The following is a 21261-nucleotide window of genomic DNA, read 5'->3' as shown; positions in this document are numbered from 1 at the left end:
GACCGGCTAAATTGCCGGGTTCTTTTTTCATTAGTTTCTTATCAAGCAACACATAGGAACATTATAGAAATTATTTACATGAAGGTCAATGGACTATTCTTAACCTTCTTCTTCGACAGGGCCGGATAAAGCGGCGATTGATGCCATTATATCGTCGTCTTGATAAGCTTGAACGGTTAAATAACTCATATAAATATTTGAACTTAAATGAAAAATATCTCCCACGACTTCATGAACACGCTTTGAAGGATTACCCTTCCACACTTTCTTCTTGAGACAATTCCACACATCATTTGAAGTCGCCCGGGAGTACCCCATCAATTTAAACTCTTCCACTTTGCTTTCCAGTATCAAATCCATTTCTTTCTTCCACTCATCAACCAGTCTTTCTTCCAAAATGGTGCGCCCCCTCTAGCGTTTAATAATTTTTATCCCTGCCTGTCATGCTTGGCCAACTACCTTGCATATACATTCATTGTATATGAATTATAAAAATTTGAGAAGGCAGGTCGTTACTTGTGACCAAGCAAACATTTCTTCAGGGGACCCTGATTTTGATAGCAGCTGGCATGATTACCAGATTTCTAGGCTTCATCAACCGAATCATAGTGGCAAGATTAATGGGGGAGGAAGGAATAGGACTGTATATGATGGCCTTACCGACTTTGTTCCTCGTCTATACCCTCACCCAGTTCGGGCTGCCCATTGCTATCTCTAAGCGTGTCGCTGAAGCAGAAGCGCATGGCGACCTAAAGAAAATCAAACGGATTCTAATTATTTCCCTGACTATAACCGGGACGCTGAGTATCATTTTCCTCGCAGGACTAATATTGATTGCCCCGGTTGTAGCAACTAAGTTTTTAACAGATGAACGGACGCTATATCCATTGCTCGCAATCAGTCCGATGGTGCCGATTTCGGCTGTTTCCTCTGTCATCCGGGGTTACTTCCAAGGAAGACAAAACATGAAACCACAGAGCTATGCCCAAGTCATAGAACAAATTGTCCGGATTTGCTGTGTTTCATTCCTAGTAAAGTTGTTTCTTCCCTATGGAGTCGAATTCGCAGCCGCCGGCGCCATGTTTTCTGTTATTGTGGGTGAACTTTGTTCGTTGTTTTTTATGCTGCGCATGTTTAAAACAAAGAAACGCATCAAACTGCGGGCTGACGTCCTTCAATATATTAAATCTGGACGGCAGACATTCAATGAACTTATGTCGATAGCCCTGCCCGGCACTGGAAGCCGTCTTGTTGGTTCTGTTTCCAATTTTATTGAGCCGATTCTCGTTTCACAAAGTCTAGCGATTGCAGGATTTCATACGGTAGCTGCAACAAAACTTTATGGTTCGCTTACAGGATACGCACTTCCACTACTGTTCATGCCGACCTTCATCACCCACTCACTTGCTGTTGCCATGGTACCTAATATTAGTGAAGCAGACGCCAAACAGAATAAACAACTCGTGCATTATCGCATTCATCAGGCAATCCGGATTTCGTTTGCTTCCGGTGCTTTAGCAACTGTGATTTTAATGCTGTTTTCCGTTCCCATACTTGAATTCATGTATGGAACCAGCAGTGCGAGTCGATTTTTGGTACTGATGGCTCCGTTCTTTGTTATGTTGTATGTCCAGTTTCCATTAAATGCTGCCCTGCAGGCGTTAAATTATGCTAAAGAAGCTATGTGGAATAGCATAATTAGCACAGGCATAAAATTCATTGTCCTGGTTATCTTTGCTACCAACCCTCAATTTGGGATCATGGGGGTTGCCTTGGGAATGATTGTAGGTGTAGTGCTCGGAACCATGCTCCACCTGGCGACATTGATAAAAGTCATTCACTTCAAACTACCATGGCTGGATTTTTTAAAAATGGCCTGTTTGTTTTCTATTACTTGGTGGGCAGGAAAGCTGCTAAAGCAATTGATTCCAGGATATGCGGACAATCTGGTGGTTTTCCTTTGCACACTTACAGTACTGGGTACCTTCTATCTCGTTTTACTGTTCCAGTTCAAGTTTTTATCGGTGGCCGAGTTGCATCAATTGCCGATTTTTAATCGTTTCATCCGTAAATAGGAAAGTACAGAGAACCTGCCGTGTCTTACTTGAAAAAGGGCATAAATTGTAAGGAAAGCGGCCAAACAAACAAAACTAAATCAGCTAAAGTAGAGTACGGGCAAGCGGACGGACAACATTCTGTTCCGTGAAGTGAAAAAAAACAACTTCTCCATATCTGAGAAGCCTGTTTAGGATATACGGTGAGACCCCGGAGGGCTAAGAAAGCTCGAGGTGGCTCACCAGCCCCATCCTCGGAAAGCACATTCCCGTTCCGTATCCGGTCGATAGTACATATCGAAGGATTTACCATCTATTTTTTTTCATTTTTTATATCGACAAATATTCGACCATCTTTGTCGATACTGCAAAAAGAAACCTGCTCAATCGTGAGGTCCCGCTTGTTCACTTCTCCCAATAGCCAGTCTTCGCTTTTATCGATTTTTTCCAAAGCACCATACTGGATTTTTCCGTCCACGATTACAGGTACAACATAGCCTTCTGATGAGATACCATCACTGCCATTAACCGACTTTTCAAATATGGATAATTTACCGGAAGCTTCAAGAATCGCAAATTCAACATCTTGAATACTTTTAGTACCATTTTCTCGCAGCTGTTGCATTAGATCATTAAAATTGTATCGTTGTTTGCGCATTTCATGCTCATCAATTTTCCCTTTCGAAATGATCACTGAAGGTTTGCCCTCAAACCATCCACGAAATCGTTGATTTTTCAAAGAGGCCCAGGCAGTAAAACGCTGTATGAGCAGCAAAATAGCCATAGGTATGATAGCTTGGGCGATATTCGACTTGGGTTCCTCGATTGCGAACACCGCCATTTCCCCTACCATGATGAATACCACGATATCCAGCAGGCTTAATTCTCCGATTTCCCTCTTTCCCATCAACCGAAAAATCACCACGATGATTAAATAGGTAAAAACAGTGCGGAATATTATCTTCCCCAGTTCAATTTCCATAAACAAGTTCCTTCCCACAATCACAATTACAGTTATTATTACTAATAGACTTGATTTTATGCTGAAGGTAATGCTTGCTTACAAGCTTTGCTGGAAAGGAACCAGATAGCGAAAATAAATATAAACGGTCGACACAATTAAAGAAATGATGACAAGCGGGATTCCATAGCATAGAAACCGAAGAAAAGGGATCCGCTGTCCATTCCCCTCTGCAAGTCCCGCTACTACCACGTTGGCAGAAGCCCCGATTAAAGTCCCGTTGCCTCCCAGGCAAGCCCCCAACGCCAAAGACCACCAGAGCGGATCCAGGTTCGCCATTCCGTATGATTGAAATTCCTTAACCACTGGAATCATTGCAGCAACGAACGGGATATTATCGATAATTCCAGAGAAAAGGCCGGCCGTCCATAAAATCAACAAAGCTGTAAAGGGCAAGTCCCCTTCTGTGAGCATCATAATTCCTCTAGCCAATTCGTCGATGACTCCTACTTTCTCCAATCCACCCACAAGCATGAATAATCCGATAAAGAAGAATAAAGTAATCCATTCCACCTCTTGAAATACTTTTTCTGTACCAGCTTCCTTGTCAGTGAGAAGAAGTAATAAAAGTGCTCCCGCTACTGCTACAGTTGTCAATTCAATATGAAATACTGGATGAAGCAAAAAACCTGTGATTGTCAATAGAAGGACCGTAACCGACTGATACAACATCGGTGTCTTCTTTAAATAGGTTGTTCCATCCATACCCATCAACTGATCAATTCGATCCTCGTTTTTCTGCAATTTATTCCGAAATAAAAGAATAATAGAAACCATCATGATTGAAAACAGGATGACGACAACCGGTCCCAGATGAACAATAAACGAAAGGAACGTTAAGTGCTCGACTGCCTGGCCGATCATGATGTTTGGAGGGTCACCGATCAAGGTAGCGGTGCCTCCAATATTGGCGCTAAAAATGATTGTCAATAAATATGGAAATGCCGGGAGTTGTAACAGCCTGGTCAAAGTCAAAACAATCGGAACAAACAGAAGTACGGTTGTCACGTTATCGAGCAATGCAGAGCCAAGAGCGGTAAGGACAGAACAGCCAACTAACAGTGGGATGGGATCCCCATGCACCCTCTGAGCAAATGTAACTGCGATAAATTCAAACAGCCCCGTTTTTTTCGTAATCGAAACGAGTACCATCATCGAAAACAATAATGCAATGGTGTTCCAATCGATGTAATGCGTATAAGCATCTTCCCATTGGTAAATGCCAGTAAGCAGAAGCAGAACTCCTCCGGATAAAGCAACAAGTGCCCGGTTGATTTTCTCGGTCATGATGAAAAAATAACTGATAATAAATATAGCAATGGCCACCACTGCAGACATATTTTTCTCTCCTTCCTGCAGATAACGCTTCCTGTTCGAGCTTTTCTTTTATAAAACCATTACTATGAATGTATTCACAGCTTGGGCAAATATTTAATTCTAATTTAAAAAAACTCGAATAAGCTGTTACAAAAGGGACAAACACATAGGGAGGTAATCAGATGGCGCGAGCACGATTGACCGCACTTCTTTATGGATGGATTACGGCATTGGGAATTATCCTGGCAGCAAGCCTGATTTTATCCATTCTGTTGAAGTTCACCAGTTTTGGGGAGGCTGCTTTGAATTGGACGACCATCGCAGTCAGTATTGCGGCACTATTCATCGGTGGGCTTATTTCTGGCCTGAAAGGGAAGGAAAAGGGATGGATATTGGGGTGTCTGACAGGATTGGGCTTTATACTTTTTATTCTGCTTTACCAGTATCTTGGATACCGCACGGGAATTAGGCTGGAACAGCTCGTTCATTACGGGGGATTCTTAGCAGCATCGGTAATCGGAGGCATGCTGGGGGTCAATTTAAGCTCGGAAAGTAACGATTCTAAATAGTAGCAAAGCGTGAAGAAGAGTAAAAAGCCCTTCTGTCAGTTTCTGTCTTTAGGAACAAGACCGGACGAATTTTCGAGTCTTGTTTCTTTTGTTGTTTCAAAACCTTATCTACTCCAGCTCTCCAAAATACATCATTCTTCCATTCACCTGTCCTATGCAAAGCGGAGCGACAACACTGCTTCAGGGCTGAGGGTTTTCGGTATTACTTACTTTCATTACCAAGGTAAAAAGAAAGATAAAAAACTCCGATGCTCCCACATATAGGGATGCATTCGGAGTTTGTAAAAACAAAAACGTATGATTTTAGTCTTGAGAAACTACATCCCTCACCGCAGAACGGTCGTATGTAATCTTTGTGCCATCTTGAGTAGTTAAAACAAGTGTACCCTCGTCCAGCGCATGCACGGTTCCATGCATACCGCCAATCGTGATAATTTTATCCCCTTTTTTCAGATTAGACTGCATTTGACGAACTTGTTTTTGCTTCTTTTGCTGCGGACGGATCAAAAGAAAATAAAAAATAACGAACATTAAAATGATCGGTGCTAATGATGCTAAGATATCCATCGTATTTCCTCCCTTCTAAAAGTTTTTTGCATTCGGTTTGTTGAAACCATATTGTTCAAAGAATTCCTCTCTGAAATCGCCAAGACGATCTTCTTTTATCGCTTCGCGGACTTGCATCATTAATTCTAACAGAAAATAAAGATTATGGTAAGTAGTTAAACGAAAGCCGAATGTTTCGTTAGCCTTAATCAAATGCCGAATATAAGCCCTGGAATAATTTCGGCAAACATGGCAGCCGCAATTCTCATCCAACGGCCCGAAATCCCGAGCATACTTAGCATTGCGGACAACAAGTCTGCCGTTAGAAGTCATACAGGTACCATTTCTCGCAACCCGAGTAGGTAGCACACAATCAAACATGTCTATTCCCCGGATTGCCCCGTCAATCAAAGAATCAGGAGATCCTACGCCCATCAGATAACGCGGTTTGTTTGTCGGCAGCAATGGAGTAGTAAACTCCAGCACTTTATTCATGACATCTTTCGGCTCTCCGACAGACAATCCTCCGACGGCATAACCGGAAAAATCAAGCGAAGTAAGATCCCGTGCACTTTGACGACGCAATTCTTCATACTCACCGCCCTGGACAATTCCAAACAGCCCTTGCTCTTCTGGACGTTTATGAGCCGCCAGACAGCGCTCAGCCCACCTGCTCGTCCTTTCCACTGAAGCTTTCATATAATCATGGGATGCTGGATATGGGGGACATTCGTCGAATGCCATCATGATATCCGAACCAAGGGAATTCTGGATTTGAATTGCTTTTTCAGGGGATAAAAACAATTTTTCGCCACTAATGTGATTCCGAAAATGAACCCCTTGCTCTTCAATATCCCGTAGATCGCTTAGACTGAAAACCTGGAACCCGCCCGAGTCGGTCAAAATTGCCCCATCCCAATTCATGAATTTATGAAGGCCGCCAGCTTCTTCTACGATGTCTTCACCAGGACGCAACCATAGATGATAGGTATTGGAGAGGATGATTTTAGCCCCCATCTCCTCCAGTTCTTCCGGGCTCATTGTCTTTACTGTCGCAAGCGTTCCGACAGGCATAAACATCGGCGTATCAAACGAACCGTGTGGTGTATGAACACGTCCCAATCGGGCTCCTGTTTGTTTGCATGTTTTGATATGTTCATAGGTGATTGGCATTAACTGCACCCTTTCTTTGTCGTCTGTTGTGACTTATACAATCAGCATCGCATCTCCGAAACTGAAAAAACGGTATCGGTGATCGACTGCTTCTCGATACGCTTTCAGGATGAAATCCTTCCCGGCCAGCGCGCTTACCAGCATAATCAGCGTTGACTTCGGAAGATGGAAATTCGTGATAAGTCCATCAATTGCTGTAAATTGGTAAGGAGGATAGATGAATATGTCCGTCCAGCCGCTGGCTTGTGTGAATTTTCCATCATTGTCCCGGGTGATAGTTTCCAGTGTTCTTGTCGAAGTCGTACCAACTGATATAATTTTTCCTCCAGCAGCTTTAATTCTATTCAACTGATTAGCTGTTTCCTCCGACATGTGGTAAAACTCACTATGCATATCGTGTTCTTCTATACTATCCACACTGACCGGCCGAAAAGTCCCCAAACCGACATGAAGTGTAACAAAGGCGAGCTCGACACCTTTCTCCTTAATTCGTTCAAGCAGTTGCTCGGTAAAGTGAAGTCCGGCTGTAGGCGCTGCTGCTGAGCCTTCTTCTTTTGCATAGACTGTTTGGTACCTGTCTTTATCCGGCAGTTGCTCCTTTATGTATGGAGGGAGCGGCATTTCACCAAGCTGTTCGAGCACTTCTAGAAAAATCCCGTCATATTCGAACCGGACAACTCTTCCACCATGCTCTTTGACCCCCGTGCAGACTGCCCTCAGTTGTCCGTCACCGAATGTGATGACTGTTCCTTCTTTTACTTTTTTAGCAGGTTTCGCAAGCACTTCCCACTCATCCTGCTGCTGTTGGTGAAGCAGCAAAACTTCTATTTTTCCGCCAGTATCCTGTTTGCTGCCATAAAGTCTTGCCGGCAATACTTTTGTATCATTCAAAACCAGGCAATCGCCAGGTGATAAATAATCAATCACGTCGGAAAAGTGCTGATGGCTGATTGTTTGTTTCTCGCGGTCCATTACAAGCAAACGGGAAGCAGTCCGATCTTCCAATGGTGTTTGAGCGATTAATTCCTCTGGTAAGTCAAAATCAAAATCATTTATATCCATCGTCAATCTCCTTACTATTTTATCGGAATTTTCCTATGATAAACAAAATCACCGATAAGATGATGCTGACCACAATTGAGGTCATAATCGGAAAGTGGAAGGACACATTGCCTTTTTTAAAACTAATATCGCCAGGAAGCCTGCCGAATATCCCCCACAACAATCCAATGATAATAAAAACGACTCCTATTACAATAAATAGTTTTCCCATTCCGGTCAAGCTTTCGGCACCTCCCGGTTGAAATGATGATATGCTTTAGCAGTGACCTGCCTTCCCCTCGGCGTGCGCTGGATGAATCCAGTCTGCAGCAAGAACGGTTCATACACATCTTCAATTGTCTGGGATTCTTCGCCTATAGTCGCAGAAATCGTATCCAATCCGACAGGTCCCCCGTTGAATCCATCTATAATCCCTATTAGCAGTTTATGGTCGATATGGTCCAGACCTGCAGCATCCACCTGCAACATTTCCAATGCCGTTTGAGTTGTTTGTTGCGAAATAATCTGCTCGCCTTTCACCTGGGATATGTCCCTGACTCTTTTTAGCAACCTGTTGGCAATCCGGGGGGTGCCCCTGGACCGTCTGGCGATTTCAGTAGCTGCTTCTTTTTCAATTCCTACTTGGAAAATATCAGCGGTTCTTTCCACAATGGCGCACAGATCCTTTGTTTCATAATATTCCAGCCGACTGAGGACTCCAAACCGATCTCGCAGCGGAGCTGTCAGCAAACCTGCTCGTGTCGTAGCACCTACTAGCGTGAACGGCGGCAAATCAAGCCGGACAGATCGGGCACTGGAACCGGAACCTATGACAATATCAAGGCAAAAATCCTCCATCGCGGGATAAAGAATTTCTTCTACCGCCCTGGGCAGCCGGTGAATTTCATCAATGAACAAAACATCTCCAGCTTCCAATGATGAAAGTATCGCTGCAAGGTCACCCGCCCTCTCGATCGCGGGTCCTGATGTGGTACGAAATTGCACACCCATTTCATTGGCTATGATGGAAGCCAATGTCGTTTTCCCGAGTCCTGGAGGTCCATAAAGTAAAACGTGATCAAGCGGCTCATTTCTCATTTTGGCTGCCTCTATAAAGATACGCAAATTGCCCTTTGCCTTGTCTTGTCCAATATACTGTGCAAGGTTGATCGGACGCAGGCTAAGCTCCATCGACTGGTCGTCTTCCTGCAATTCGCCGGAAATCATTCGTTCTTCCACGTTATCTCCCCTTTACCAATAAGAAATTCTCTCTGGTTGATTCATTTATGGCACAGCGCTTATTTCATCAACAAAGCCAATCCTTTGCGGATATAAGGATCGGGATTTTCATGTTGTTCCTGTTTTAATGTCGGTACGATTGCTTTTACTTCCCGTTCAGAATATCCTAACGCCTTCATAGCGGCAATTGCTTCCTCTAAGGCATTGTTTCCCTGGAGAGCTTCCGCTTCCGAAGATTGGGCGGCCGTTTCCACTGCGACAGCTGCAAATCCATCAGGCAGCTTCCCCTTCAAGTCGAGGATCATTTGACGTGCCGTTTTTTTGCCGATTCCCGGAAATTGTGTCAAGAACTTATCATCTTCCCTTTCGATAGCCGATACGAATTCTTCTACCCGCACAGAAGCAAGAACGGCTAACGCCCCTTTCGGACCAATACCCGATACATTCAGCAGTTTAGAAAACAATAATTTGTCATCTGTTTTTTTAAAACCAAACAAGGTTTGATTATCTTCTCTGACGTAATGATACGTATAAATCAGCACTTGCTCACCTAAAGCATCCTGAAATGCGAATGGGTTTGCACAAATAATTTCATAACCAACTCCATTCGCTTCTACAATTACAGCTTCTTCATTCACTGCTTCCAAATTTCCCTTTATGTATGCAATCATTACGATTATTCTCCCTTATCAATAGTAGCCTGTATCTATCTTACCATACAAGCGTATGTTCGTATAACTGTTTTCTTCCTCCTGCATACTTCGGTAATGTAGGCAGCTTCGCGCAAAATGGTAAAAAGGATTCCGGCTGGTAACCGGAATCCTCCATTAACTGTTAACTGAGCGTTGAGGAGCCATACCTCGATAAGCCTCCAGAACATATTCGTAAACTTGCTTGGATTCAATTTTAATCCCATCCTGAAGCCTTTGTCTCTGATAACTCTCCAACTCACCTGTATCAATCTGATAAAAGGACTGTATCACCTGCTCATGGATCGGTAATCCTTCAAAAATAGCCAATTGATCATCTGATAAACCGAAATAACCATTCTCCTTCATATACGGGGATATATCTGCTATTTCTTTTTTTAAGACAACCTTTCCTTCCTGCTGCTCAACTACCTGCCAATCATGGTAATAGGACCAGAAGTCTTCCATTGCCCAAATTTTTTCCTCATGTGTGCTTTCTTCTACATGTCCGTCCATGTACTGTTTCTGCAAGGTCACTTCCAATACAAGCGGTTCTTTTTCCGTAACCTGTACTTCTTGTTCTGCCGCCCGAGTCGTCCGCTCACCGGTTGATTGTATTAAACCAAACTGTAGCAATACGCTGGTTATCCCTATAACTGCCATACTGCAGACAAAAAGCTTCCGTCGTTTTCTCACACTATTCACCCCATGTGTTAATATAACTAAACCTCTATTTGACAGTTTGGCCATTTTCACACTTTTTATCCTAATGAAGAGTGATCAGCGTACAGAAAAACCGGCTGTTTCCCATGAGACAGCCGGTTAAGAGGCACTCTATAGTTGGGCGAGGATTTCCTCGTCCGCGTCCAGGTTATGGTAAACATCCTGAACATCTTCGTTATCTTCGAGCATATCCACTAGACGGATCATCTGTTTCGCTTCGTCTTCGCCGAGCGGTGAGAGTGTCTGTGGTATCATCGTCAGTTCTGCCGTGGTAAACGTGTATCCATTATCTTCCAACTGCTGTTTCACTTCAGAGAAGTTTTCCGGATCTGCATAGATTTCAAAAACGTCATCCGTCGTTTCCATTTCTTCCGCGCCGGCTTCTATGACCGCCAACAACATTTCATCCTCGTCCGCGTCTGTTGTACTTCTATCAATGACAAGATAGCCTTTTCGATCGAACATGAACGCTACACATCCATTTTCACCGAGGTTCCCGCCATTTTTATTGAAAGCATAGCGAACTTCAGAAGCAGTCCTGTTCTTATTATCTGTCAAAGCTTTCACCATCACAGCCACCCCGCCTGGTCCGTAGCCTTCATATGTCATTTCTTCATAGTTTACGCCTTCCAGGTCACCAGTCGCTTTTTTTATCGCACGCTCGATATTATCATTCGGCATATTATTTGCTTTTGCTTTATCGACTGCTAAACGGAGTGACGGATTCATTTCGGGATCCCCACCGCCCTGTTTCGCGGCGACGAATATTTCCTTCGCCATCTTCATGAATACTTTCCCGCGCTTTGCATCCTGTGCATTTTTGCGTCGTTGTATATTTTTCCATTTAGAATGACCAGCCATAGGACATTCTCCTCTCTTAATGCTGAATAATTCAGTCAGGCACTGCCTGTAAGTAAAAGTTGAGAAAAAATTCCTTTCTTACTATAACATAAAATTTTTACCTTATAAATGTTTATATTTTGAAGCTGATTTTTGAAGAGATAAATGCAGCGTGTTAGTTAACCACCGCTTCGGCAGCATACTTCGCTTTCCACGGGCACGGCTTCAGCTAACTTGGTAAAGAAAATAGCTTTTCCAATTGGTTCTTCAGCTCGCGCTTTCCCCGCAGAGTCTGTGTATGCTCCTGCGCTAAGAGGCATGCTGATTAGTGCTAGCATAGAGACTTTCCCAACAAGACTTCTTAAAACGGTTTTCTGTAAATGTGTGCCTTTCTATCTAAAAACAGTTGGGGTTCCGTCTTTTCTCCTTCTCAAGCTGTCCAAGTATTATAAACCGGATTTACTGCTATTCAATGTATTGATTTCCAGCGCAAAAAAGCCTTTGCTACAGCAACTACTGTGCAAAGGCTAAGTTCCTTCCAAATGTATCACCTGGCTGGTTCTCTGGCATCCCGATCTCTCATTTGATTCCAATAAATATCCCCGTTGTAAACAAGGACCTCTTTGCCTTCAGCTTGGCGCTCCACCTCGCTGTACACTTTATCTGCTATCGATGCAGCCTTGTCATCATACTCCTGATTCAAAGTAAGAGATACAATGATCCGATCATCGCTAACGTAAACCTGAGCAAGTTTGATTTCATCCAGTTTATTTAAGTCCTCGGAAATGGATTGAGACTGCTCATTATAGAAACCTTCCAAATGCTGCTGGCCTGGCGGCAGGTTCTCCTGGTAGCCGGTAATATCCTGTGCTTTTTCCTCTTGGCCATTTTGATTCTTCCCATCATCCAACTTGCTTTCCGCCTCATCATGTGTACTATAGTCGATCGGCATGGTCGAGTCTTCCATGTCCTCACTGATCATTTGTCCTTCTTCCTGCTGATCGGAACACCCTGCTGCAAGAAGAAAGAGCAAACAGCCAAAGACGAATAATAGTAGTTTATTCAATAAAAAAACCTCCCTTACCCTGTAGAATGGGATAAGGAAGATTTTTTAATCAGTTATTTTCTGGGAGCAGTTTTTACAAGGATGGTCCTGGAGCGATTTCCCTCTTATGAGCAGACTTTTTATGGAGCTGCTCAATAATTTCTTTGTCTTTTTGCGGGATTTCTTCGCCTTTCAAATACTTGTCGATTTTCTCATAAGTCGTGCCCATTTCATTCTCGTCAGTTTGGCCTTCCCATAGTCCTGCACTAGGCTGTTTATGGACAATATCATCCGGTACGCCCAAATATTCCGCCATTTTCCGGACCTCGCCTTTACCCAGGCTGACTAATGGGACCAAATCTACACCGCCATCTCCATACTTGGTAAAATAGCCAGTATAAAATTCTGCCGCGTTATCGGTTCCGACTACTAAGTACTGATAATTAGCCGCTAAAGCATATAAGGTGCTCATCCGTAGACGGGCGCGTAGGTTAGCATCCGCCAGCTGCTGGTTATCCGGATTGACAGACTGCTGGTCGTTAAGCTGGGTTTGAATGTTGTTGAACAATACGTCATGTGTCTCTGATAAGTCAACAGTTATTGAGTCAATTCCACAGCTGTCAATCACCTTTTTGGCGTCTTCCATGTCCTGTGGGTTACTTTTGCAAGGGAGTATTACACCTAGTGAATGATTCGGCGCCGCCCGTTTTATTAGATGGGCAACAACGGCAGAATCGATACCGCCACTAACGCCTACCAATAAACCCTTCACTCCAGATTCTTCGATTTTTTCCTGAAGCCATGCTACAATCTTTTCTACTTTTTCCTGCATCGTATGTCTCCTCCCGTTTGATAATAATTTATGTTAGCACAATTTCTACGTCTTTCACAAATTTAACCCGCTGCTTCCATTTCTCCTCCAAGTTGGACACATATTCGGACAGTTGCTTCCATGATCGCTTTCTTCGGGAAAACAACAGCCATTCTCTAATCAAATCGACCGGTGTTGCAACACTTCTTAAAATAAATTCAATTTCCTCCTCCTTTTTCAAGAAGAGATGGCTGCACAATTGTTTTATATCATGGTTGACATAAGGCAAAAAACGCTGGCCAAGTTGAATCCAGTCGTAACTTTCAGGAGCCATACTAAGCAAATCAAAATCGATAACATTCACAGTGCCCGAGTTTGTTCGTAAGAAATTATGGGATGCGACATCACCGTGTGTCCAACTGCGTCTATCCACGGCTGTTTTTTCCATTGTGTACCAGTCAATGTCTTTCCGTAGTCGTTCCAAAAGGCTGGCCGTCGTGTCGATGATTTCCCGGGCCAATGAATCTTTACCTGCAGCCTCAAAGAGAAAACGGGTTTTAGAAAACCTGTGCAACCGTTTTTCCCACTTATACACTAACGGAGACCGGATGACCGGATCCGCTACGTTTATTCCCCTGGCTGCCAAATGAAAATTCCGGAGAACCTCCACGGCCATTTCCCTATCTTGTTTGTTGGCGAACTGAAGGGATAGTCCCTCCCGGTAAGGCATTAAAAGCCAATAGTAACCATATTCATATAAAAAGAGTTCCCCATTTGGAAAATGGACAAACCTGACAATGTTCGGATCAGGATAAGCCACTTGAAAATCGAGCTGTTGCTGCACTGATGCCCTTTGTTTGATTCCTTTCAGGATATATTCCTGGCCACAATTATCACGGAGAACAAAGACGGCGTGCTTAAGGTACCTTAATTTTTCCGGACACAGATGTGCCTTCGTTTGTAAAAAGGAAGAGAGACGAGCCTGAAAGGCTTCGTCTCTAAGTGCCAGCTTATTCACTTTCTTCTTCTTCCTCCCGAGAATATGGCGGATATGGAGGATTGAAATTTGTCATCCCTGTATATGGCTGCTGCGGCTGGAATTGTTGGTAGGATGGCTGATTGTAGGCAGGGTACATTTGCTGAGGCATCATCTGTCCACCAAATGGCTGCATACCCTGCGGGGACATAAAGCCCGGGTATCCATAACCCGGCCATTGCTGACCCGGATATCCAGCCATGGACTGGTTAGGGTCGGCATACTGCCCCAAGGTTTGAGAACCGCCGCATCCGCAATCATCACTGTACATTCCTGCTACGTTTTGTGGCATTTGGGTCATTTCCATCGACGAAGAGGATTCCATCAAGTCTTCCATTCCCTGTGAAACACCTTGCACGGTGGGATAAGAAAATGATTGATTGGCCGTCATATTCTCTGCACCGAACTGGGAGCCACACGGTACGGTCTCACCCATCGGATAATGGTGTACCGGCATGGTCATAGGCTGCATCGGAATACAATATGGCATCGGTTGATAATAATGCATAGGCATTGGTTGTTGTGCTGGCAATGTCTGTGCAGGTATTTCATAAGCCGGTTTTTCCTGTTTCCATTTTTTATCCTCGTGTTTTTTTGGCGACTCATAAGATGGCATTTTCGGGACGGTCATATTGATTGGGAACTTTTCCATATGCTGTTCCATCATCGGCACTTTTGGTACATCCATCATTTTGGAAGCTGGTTTCTTATGGTCATCTTCCTTGATTACCGGAAATGCTTTTGGCGAAGTATCCTTCCAAGGATGCTTCGCAGGCTGTTTACCAGCCTGTGGCTGTGTTTCCGGCTTTTCTTTTTCCTTAGGCTTCTGCTGGCTTTCCTGTTGCTTCTTCTTTTGTTTTTGCTGCGCAGTTTGGGGAGGGTATTGCTGCATTTCCTTATCTAAACTCCCCTCTTGTTTAACTTGAACTGAATTGCCAGGTATCTTGATTTTCATTCCCGGCATGATCATATCCGGATTGGACAGGTGCGTATTCACCTGCTTCAGTTCTTCAAAATCCACTCCATACTTTTTGGCTATTTCCCACAGTGTTTCTCCTTTTTGCACTACATGAATTCTCAATACTGAAACTCCCTTCTGTATAATTATGGCAGACACTAGCGAGCCTGAATTACAGAACAATTCCATACAACATATGCGAATGCCCCAGAAAGGTTGATGAAATATTCCATGATCATGAAAAATATACCCAAAAAATACAAGCTGCCGGCAGGGATGACTTTCTTTATCCTTGCCGGCAGCTAGACTTTTCACACTTCATCCGTGTTCATTTGGTAAACGGGATAGGTACCGAGGAGTGTCACTTTACAGCCTAACGCCTCCAATTCGGCCTTCACCCCGGGAAACAAAACTTGGTCATAAGCTTGGTTGACATCAATAATGAAATAATAGTTTCCGAGCCCTGTCTTCATCGGCCTGGATTCGATTTTGGACAAGTTCATTTTCCGCCACGCAAAAGCGGACAACACTTGATGCAATGCACCCGCATAATCGCTCGGAAGCGTAATCAATAAGGTTGTTTTTTGCGTGCCGGCAGCATGCCCGCTGCTGATTACGGGTTCCTCTTGCTTCGATAACACTGCAAATCTTGTATGGTTATTCGGATAATCATGGATATCCTCCGCCAAAATTTTCAAACCATATTCTTTAGCAGCAAGTTTGTTGCCAATTGCTGCGGCGGTCGGATCCGAGGCCGCAACCATTTCTGCCGCCTTCCCTGTGGAAGTAGTGTAATGCACATCCGCCTGCTGCAAGTGTTTATGTAAAAATTGATGACACTGAGCAATTGCATGGCTGTGTGAATACACATGGGCGATATCTACAAAAGAGTCGGTCGCTCTTTCGTTTACCAGCAAGTGCTGTTTGATTGGAACGACTATTTCTGCAACGATAGGCAGTCTGACTTGATGGATCATATAATCAATCGTCAAGTGGACCGTTCCCTCGATTGCATTTTCCAATGGCACGACGGCTATATCGATTTCTTCATTTTCTACGGCGTCCATACATTCAGGAATAGTCGCATAATCTGCTTTTTCTTCCCCATTAAAAAGGGAATCCACTGCAATTTTCGTAAAGGTCCCCTTTGGCCCCAAATACCCTATTTTCTTTGTCACCATACTTCCCCCTGTTCTAAGCACCAGAACTTAATATTTCCACTTTATCGACAAAATCCAGCCGTTTCAATTGTTGGATCAACGTCTCGATTTGAATAGTCATTGCGGAAGTATTCAAGGATAACGTCACATTGGCCTTTCCCTGGAGCGGAATCGTCTGGTGGATAGTCAGAATATTTCCTCCTGCTTTTGCTACCGTATCTAGCAAGTTGGATAATGTACCTGCCCTGTCTTCCAAGTGAAAAAACAAGGTGATCATCCGCTCCTTTACCATTGCCTGGAAAGGAAATACTGCATCCCGATACTTATAAAAAGCACTCCGCGACAAATCGACCTGTTTCACAGCATCAAATACAGATTCCACTTTGCCGCGTTCAATCAGCGCTTTCGCTTCAATCGTTTTTTTCATGGCATCAGGAAGAATGTCGCTTCGTACAAGATAAAATTTTTCCTCTTTTTCAGCCATCGGTTTATTCCCCTTTGTTATTGCCTAGCTCCGCCTGCCAGTACTCTATTCTATGAACTCAAATTCGTAATCCAGCAGTCGTACTGTATCCCCATCTTCGGCTCCCTGCTTTCGGAGGGCTTCATCGATTCCCATCCCCCGCATTTGCCGGGAAAACCTACGGACGGACTCATCGCGGTTGAAGTCGGTCATACGGAATAACTTCTCGATACGCTCGCCGGAAAGGACAAATGCACCGTCAGGATCACGGGTGATTTGGAAACCTTCCTGCTCCGGCTCATACTTATAAACAACACGTTCTTCTTTCTCCTCGATCGGCGTGCTCTCTTTGGGAATGGTATCGAGTAAATCTGCAACAGCGAACAATAGCTCGCGTACCCCATCTCTTGTTACGGTAGAAATTGGATAGACAGGATAATCGTCCGTCAATTTCGACCTGAATTTCTTAAGATTTTCTTCGGCGCCCGGCATGTCCATTTTATTAGCGACAATTATCTGCGGCCGATTTTCCAATGCCATGTCGTATTCCTTCAATTCTTTATTAATAGCTACATAATCCTCGTATGGATCCCGTCCTTCGCTGGCCGCCATATCGATCACATGGATAATTACCCGGGTTCGTTCCACGTGCCGCAGAAACTGATGTCCTAATCCAACCCCTTCATGGGCACCTTCTATCAGTCCAGGCAGATCAGCCATGACAAAACTGCGCTGATCCGTCGTTTCTACTACTCCGAGATTTGGTGATAAAGTAGTGAAATGGTAATCGGCAATTTTCGGCTTTGCCGCACTGACAACCGATAATAAAGTTGATTTCCCTACACTAGGAAAGCCAACTAAACCAACATCCGCTATCAGCTTCAATTCAATTTGGATATAGCGCTCTCGTCCGGGCTCTCCATTTTCGGCCAATTCCGGTGCCGGATTTCTCGCAGTCGCAAACCGGATATTTCCCCGTCCGCCGCGTCCGCCCTGAGCAATCACTGCCCGTTGTTTATGTTCCACAAGATCAGCAATGACTTGCCCTGTATCATCATCTCTCACCGTTGTTCCCGGGGGAACAGCCAATACTAATGGTTCAGAATTTTTTCCGTGCTGTCCCTTGCTCATGCCATTTTCTCCACGTTTTGCTTTAAAGTGTTTTTGGTATCGGAAATCCATCAATGTGTTCAAGCCTTCGTCCACTTCAAACACAATATCCCCGCCATTCCCGCCGTCTCCTCCGGCAGGTCCGCCCATCGGCACATATTTCTCTCTCCGAAAAGCAACCAGGCCATTTCCACCATCGCCTGCTTTTACATACACCTTTACTTGATCGACAAACATAGTTGATCACCTCTTCAGCTGCACACCCATTTGACTGTACACCGATTTTTTTCTGTTTCTGAGACCTTAACAAGAAATCGTTCGTCAAGTTCAGACAGCTCTTTGCTCATTTTTTCAGGCGTATTGTACACCCCTGAAAATTCCAACAACACAACCAATTGATCCAATTGATCAGAATGAAGCGTAAGATTCCCCTCATACATTTCCATTTCGTTTGTATGCCGGCCGATTACCTCTATCAGCTTATTCAGCCGAGACACTATCTCTTCATCATAAATAGAATACCCGTTTGACTCCAGCGAAATGTCGTAATCAAGCCGAAAATTGCTGTGATGCCAGTTAAAACTTATCGCCCATAAAGCTATTTGCGGCAAGCATGCACTCGTAATCCTTCGTTCCTTTTCCATTTCAGCACTGATTTGGTGGATTTTTTCCTTTACCTTATCTAGTTTGCCCATTGAGGCATATCCACTAATCAACTGCATCGCATTCATCCAATCATGACGATAATGACTTAATAGATCTACAACCTTTTCGGGTTCCATCTTGTTATCCGCCCCCCACTCAGTTATCAAAATTATAGCAAAAAAGCCGGAGAACGAAAACAGGGCTAATTTCTATTTATGTACAGGCATAAAAAAAGACCCTAGCCTCTACTGGTTAGGGTCTTTTTTCCATTAAGCTTCTTGTACTTCCGGATACACGCTCACTTTTTTGCGATCGCGTCCCACACGTTCAAACTTAACGATGCCGTCAGCTTTAGCGAACAACGTATCGTCGCCGCCGCGTCCTACGTTAGCACCTGGATAGATTTTTGTTCCGCGTTGGCGGTAAAGAATAGATCCGCCTGTTACGAATTGTCCGTCTGCACGCTTCGCACCAAGACGTTTCGATTCGGAATCACGGCCGTTTTTCGTACTACCTTGACCTTTTTTCTGTGAGAAAAATTGTAGATTAAGACGTAGCATTTGGTTTGCACCTCCTTATTTTTCAGAGATGGTAATATACTTCCCATAGTCTCTAGCTATGGTCTCCAAGGATACCATCATACCCTCAAGCAGTAAATATGCTTTCGCTTTTGTTTGTTCTGTTAAGTTTTCAGGCAGTTCCATCCGTAAATAACCGCCTTCTTCACCAGCCTGTTCAATGATTGGTTCCATTTCACAAAGACGGATAACGGCATTTACAGATCCGAAAGAAACTGCTGAAACACCAGCGCAGACCAAGTCATAGCCTTCTGATACACTATCAGCATGACCGCTTAATTCAAACGCATGGATATTGCCTTGTTTACGGTACACAGTCACCTTAATCATGCTAGCAAACCTTATGCATTGATTTTATCAATGGTCAGTTTGGTGTAAGGCTGACGGTGACCTTGTTTACGATGGTAGTTCTTTTTCGGCTTGTATTTGAAGACAGTTACTTTTTTGCCGCGGCCTTGTTTTTCAACCTTAGCAGTTACAGTAGCACCATCTACATATGGAGCGCCGACTTTCACGTCATCTCCACCGACTACAAGTACTTTATCAAAAGTGACAGTAGCGCCGTCCTCACCCTCTACTTTTTCTACGTAGATAGCTTGGCCTTCTTCTACTTTCACTTGTTTACCACCAGTTTCAATAATTGCGTACATACTTCTGCACCTCCTCGTTAGACTAAGACTCGCCATTCAGGTGTCAACGAGGTTGACTTATCGACCTGTTCTGAGCGGTTGTAGCATCGGGTGCTACGATGAATAACATACTGATGTTACCATAGTTTAAAAATGTTTGTCAATACTTTCTGCTGCTTTGCCATCGAGGTACACTTCTGCCTGCTCCTGGCTGCCTGCAAAACCGATCTGATAACCTCTCAGGCTGTTGTCGGTTACAGTGTATAACGTATAGCTCAATTTTGCCGAAAGTTCTGGCAAGGAAAGCAACTGTGAAAATAACTCTATCAATTCGTAACTTGCCACCACCACTATTGCCTCGGCCCCGCCGTAAGATGCTTCATATAAATCCCTTTCCAGCATGTAGACCAGCGTTGAAGCAGAAAGCGCCATTCCGCTATTACTATTGTCCACAAGCAAATGCGAAAGAGAATACGACTCTCTTTTTCTGGTCATCTCTAATAAACCAAGCTTCGTAAATCCATAAATCTCTGTTCTTATCGGGTCGCCAGCCAAGTGCTGTCGAAAATAGTGGATCAAATCGGAACGGTCTTCCTCTCTATCCATGTTGATAAAATCTACGATAATGATACCAGCAATATTCCGCAACCGCAATTGTCTGGCAATCTCCTCTGCCGCTAAACGGTTTGCTTTAACCGCGGTATGTTGCTTGCTGTTTCTTCCTGTAAAAGAAGCAGAATTGACATCGATAGCCGTCAATGCTTCCGTTTGGTCTATGTACAACTCTACCCCCTTGTGCAACTTGACGCGTCTCCTGATTGCATGTTCAAAAAGTTGATTTACAGAGTAAGGGAGTTCCTTTATCAGGTCTTTCTTCCATTCTGTTTTTCCCGCTAAAGCAGGGTAATCTTGTCTAACCTTTCGGACCAAGTCCGCGCTGTCCATCACTACTCTGTCCACTTTGTCCGGTTCGAAACTCCGCAGCAAGCGGTTGGGAATCAATCGGTCCTCAAATATACAGGAAGGAGTTTTGGCAGACACTGCTTTTCCCGAAATCTCCTTCCACTGCTGACGCAGCCTGTTCAATTCTTCCGCAACCCACACGAAATCGGTTTGCGCAGCACTGGTCCGGATGATAATCCCCTCTTCCTGATTAAGAATGGATCCCAACTTTTCTCTCCACTCGCTGCGCTGTGGTTCGGCAATTTTTTTAGAAACAGCCACATAGCCTCCAAAGGGCATATATATAACTGAAATTCCCGGCAGGGTAAGATTAGCCGTAAGCTTTGCTCCTTTATCGCCATATGCCGCTTTTTGAACTTGCACGAACAGACGCTGACCTTGGGTTAGCATATTTTCCAGTTTGCGTTCTGAATTTTTTCTAGACTCAGGAAGTTCTTTTTTAAGTAAAAATCCAGGTCTCGAGGCACCAAAATCGACAAAGGCAGCCTGTAGACCCTTCTCGATTTTGGAAACTTGAGCCTGATAAATATTACCGACTTGGTCCTCCCATCCTGGACGATCGACGACAAACTCTTTGACTTCTCCATTTTCTTCAATGATTCCGACTTTTTCTGTTGCTTGTGCTTGTATATTAATGGTTAACAATGATTT

The 21261-nt window shown here is 44.0% G+C and carries 25 protein-coding genes and 1 other annotated feature; of the genes, 2 read left to right on the top strand and 23 right to left on the bottom strand.

What is annotated here, in order from left to right:
- Positions 1 to 99: 99 nt before the first annotated feature.
- Positions 100 to 396 (bottom strand): post-transcriptional regulator, encoded by a 297-nt coding sequence (locus tag BLR82_RS18455; RefSeq protein WP_074600910.1) that lies wholly within the window; start codon positions 394 to 396, stop codon positions 100 to 102.
- A 122-nt stretch (positions 397 to 518) separates the two neighbouring features.
- Here BLR82_RS18455 and spoVB point away from each other — a divergent pair, with 122 nt between their 5' ends.
- Positions 519 to 2075 (top strand): stage V sporulation protein B, encoded by a 1557-nt coding sequence (gene spoVB / locus BLR82_RS18450; protein ID WP_074600909.1) that lies wholly within the window; start codon positions 519 to 521, stop codon positions 2073 to 2075.
- A gap of 292 nt (positions 2076 to 2367) precedes the next feature.
- Here the strand turns inward: spoVB and BLR82_RS18445 are convergent, their stop codons facing one another.
- A complete protein-coding gene (locus BLR82_RS18445; RefSeq protein ID WP_074600908.1) occupies positions 2368 to 3036 on the bottom strand; it encodes a DUF421 domain-containing protein in 669 nt (222 codons plus the stop codon).
- 78 nt (positions 3037 to 3114) lie between these two features.
- Positions 3115 to 4413, bottom strand: a complete 1299-nt coding sequence (locus BLR82_RS18440) for an ArsB/NhaD family transporter (protein ID WP_074600907.1) — start codon at positions 4411 to 4413, stop codon at positions 3115 to 3117.
- 161 nt (positions 4414 to 4574) lie between these two features.
- On the opposite strand from BLR82_RS18440, the gene BLR82_RS18435 reads away from it, so the two are divergent.
- Positions 4575 to 4961, top strand: coding sequence for a TIGR04086 family membrane protein (locus tag BLR82_RS18435; protein WP_074600906.1), 387 nt, complete (start codon positions 4575 to 4577; stop codon positions 4959 to 4961).
- A 303-nt stretch (positions 4962 to 5264) separates the two neighbouring features.
- Here the strand turns inward: BLR82_RS18435 and yajC are convergent, their stop codons facing one another.
- The 20 genes from yajC to BLR82_RS18335 form a co-directional block, all read right to left on the bottom strand.
- Positions 5265 to 5528, bottom strand: coding sequence for a preprotein translocase subunit YajC (gene yajC, locus BLR82_RS18430; protein WP_074600905.1), 264 nt, complete (start codon positions 5526 to 5528; stop codon positions 5265 to 5267).
- A 15-nt stretch (positions 5529 to 5543) separates the two neighbouring features.
- Positions 5544 to 6680, bottom strand: a complete 1137-nt coding sequence (tgt, locus tag BLR82_RS18425) for a tRNA guanosine(34) transglycosylase Tgt (RefSeq protein ID WP_074600904.1) — start codon at positions 6678 to 6680, stop codon at positions 5544 to 5546.
- Positions 6681 to 6713: 33 nt separating this feature from the next.
- Positions 6714 to 7742 (bottom strand): tRNA preQ1(34) S-adenosylmethionine ribosyltransferase-isomerase QueA, encoded by a 1029-nt coding sequence (gene queA, locus BLR82_RS18420; protein ID WP_074600903.1) that lies wholly within the window; start codon positions 7740 to 7742, stop codon positions 6714 to 6716.
- 19 nt (positions 7743 to 7761) lie between these two features.
- Positions 7762 to 7953, bottom strand: coding sequence for a DUF2905 domain-containing protein (locus BLR82_RS18415; protein WP_074600979.1), 192 nt, complete (start codon positions 7951 to 7953; stop codon positions 7762 to 7764).
- Positions 7954 to 7958: 5 nt separating this feature from the next.
- Entirely contained in the window at positions 7959 to 8960 is a 1002-nt protein-coding gene (gene ruvB / locus BLR82_RS18410; RefSeq protein WP_074600902.1) for a Holliday junction branch migration DNA helicase RuvB, read from the bottom strand.
- Positions 8961 to 9019: 59 nt separating this feature from the next.
- A complete protein-coding gene (ruvA, locus tag BLR82_RS18405; protein ID WP_074600901.1) occupies positions 9020 to 9631 on the bottom strand; it encodes a Holliday junction branch migration protein RuvA in 612 nt (203 codons plus the stop codon).
- A 156-nt stretch (positions 9632 to 9787) separates the two neighbouring features.
- Positions 9788 to 10345, bottom strand: a complete 558-nt coding sequence (locus tag BLR82_RS18400; RefSeq protein WP_175486855.1) for a BofC C-terminal domain-containing protein — start codon at positions 10343 to 10345, stop codon at positions 9788 to 9790.
- A 138-nt stretch (positions 10346 to 10483) separates the two neighbouring features.
- Complete coding sequence (locus BLR82_RS18395) at positions 10484 to 11233, bottom strand: YebC/PmpR family DNA-binding transcriptional regulator (RefSeq protein WP_074600900.1); 750 nt, start codon at positions 11231 to 11233, stop codon at positions 10484 to 10486.
- 526 nt (positions 11234 to 11759) lie between these two features.
- Positions 11760 to 12278, bottom strand: a complete 519-nt coding sequence (locus BLR82_RS18390) for a YhcN/YlaJ family sporulation lipoprotein (RefSeq protein ID WP_074600899.1) — start codon at positions 12276 to 12278, stop codon at positions 11760 to 11762.
- A 73-nt stretch (positions 12279 to 12351) separates the two neighbouring features.
- Positions 12352 to 13089 (bottom strand): NAD(+) synthase, encoded by a 738-nt coding sequence (gene nadE / locus BLR82_RS18385; RefSeq protein WP_074600898.1) that lies wholly within the window; start codon positions 13087 to 13089, stop codon positions 12352 to 12354.
- Between the two features lie 28 nt (positions 13090 to 13117).
- Positions 13118 to 14086, bottom strand: coding sequence for a phosphotransferase (locus BLR82_RS18380; protein ID WP_074600897.1), 969 nt, complete (start codon positions 14084 to 14086; stop codon positions 13118 to 13120).
- Positions 14079 to 15185 carry a SafA/ExsA family spore coat assembly protein gene (gene safA, locus BLR82_RS21525; protein ID WP_074600896.1) on the bottom strand — a complete coding sequence of 369 codons (1107 nt, stop codon included), beginning with the start codon at positions 15183 to 15185 and terminating at the stop codon, positions 14079 to 14081. The genes BLR82_RS18380 and safA overlap by 8 nt, the downstream gene beginning before the upstream one ends.
- A gap of 188 nt (positions 15186 to 15373) precedes the next feature.
- Positions 15374 to 16243 (bottom strand): prephenate dehydratase, encoded by an 870-nt coding sequence (gene pheA, locus BLR82_RS18370; RefSeq protein WP_074600895.1) that lies wholly within the window; start codon positions 16241 to 16243, stop codon positions 15374 to 15376.
- A 13-nt stretch (positions 16244 to 16256) separates the two neighbouring features.
- Positions 16257 to 16706 (bottom strand): ACT domain-containing protein, encoded by a 450-nt coding sequence (locus BLR82_RS18365; protein WP_074600894.1) that lies wholly within the window; start codon positions 16704 to 16706, stop codon positions 16257 to 16259.
- 45 nt (positions 16707 to 16751) lie between these two features.
- Positions 16752 to 18032, bottom strand: a complete 1281-nt coding sequence (obgE, locus tag BLR82_RS18360; RefSeq protein ID WP_074600893.1) for a GTPase ObgE — start codon at positions 18030 to 18032, stop codon at positions 16752 to 16754.
- 14 nt (positions 18033 to 18046) lie between these two features.
- Positions 18047 to 18577: a Spo0B domain-containing protein gene (locus tag BLR82_RS18355; RefSeq protein ID WP_074600892.1), complete on the bottom strand. Its 531-nt coding sequence runs from the start codon at positions 18575 to 18577 to the stop codon at positions 18047 to 18049.
- A 132-nt stretch (positions 18578 to 18709) separates the two neighbouring features.
- A complete protein-coding gene (gene rpmA, locus BLR82_RS18350; RefSeq protein ID WP_026569821.1) occupies positions 18710 to 19000 on the bottom strand; it encodes a 50S ribosomal protein L27 in 291 nt (96 codons plus the stop codon).
- Between the two features lie 15 nt (positions 19001 to 19015).
- Positions 19016 to 19348 carry a ribosomal-processing cysteine protease Prp gene (locus tag BLR82_RS18345; protein ID WP_074600891.1) on the bottom strand — a complete coding sequence of 111 codons (333 nt, stop codon included), beginning with the start codon at positions 19346 to 19348 and terminating at the stop codon, positions 19016 to 19018.
- Between the two features lie 11 nt (positions 19349 to 19359).
- Entirely contained in the window at positions 19360 to 19668 is a 309-nt protein-coding gene (gene rplU, locus BLR82_RS18340; RefSeq protein ID WP_026569819.1) for a 50S ribosomal protein L21, read from the bottom strand.
- A 15-nt stretch (positions 19669 to 19683) separates the two neighbouring features.
- Positions 19684 to 19758 (bottom strand) — a sequence feature (ribosomal protein L21 leader region).
- A gap of 36 nt (positions 19759 to 19794) precedes the next feature.
- Positions 19795 to 21255, bottom strand: coding sequence for a ribonuclease E/G (locus BLR82_RS18335; protein ID WP_074600890.1), 1461 nt, complete (start codon positions 21253 to 21255; stop codon positions 19795 to 19797).
- Positions 21256 to 21261: the final 6 nt, after the last annotated feature.

It is taken from the genome of Sediminibacillus halophilus, assembly GCF_900103695.1.
GTDB classification, from domain to species: Bacteria; Bacillota; Bacilli; order Bacillales; family Amphibacillaceae; genus Sediminibacillus; species Sediminibacillus halophilus.
The sequence above is the reverse complement of the archived record's forward strand: the minus strand, read 5'-3'. Positions and strand labels throughout refer to the sequence as shown.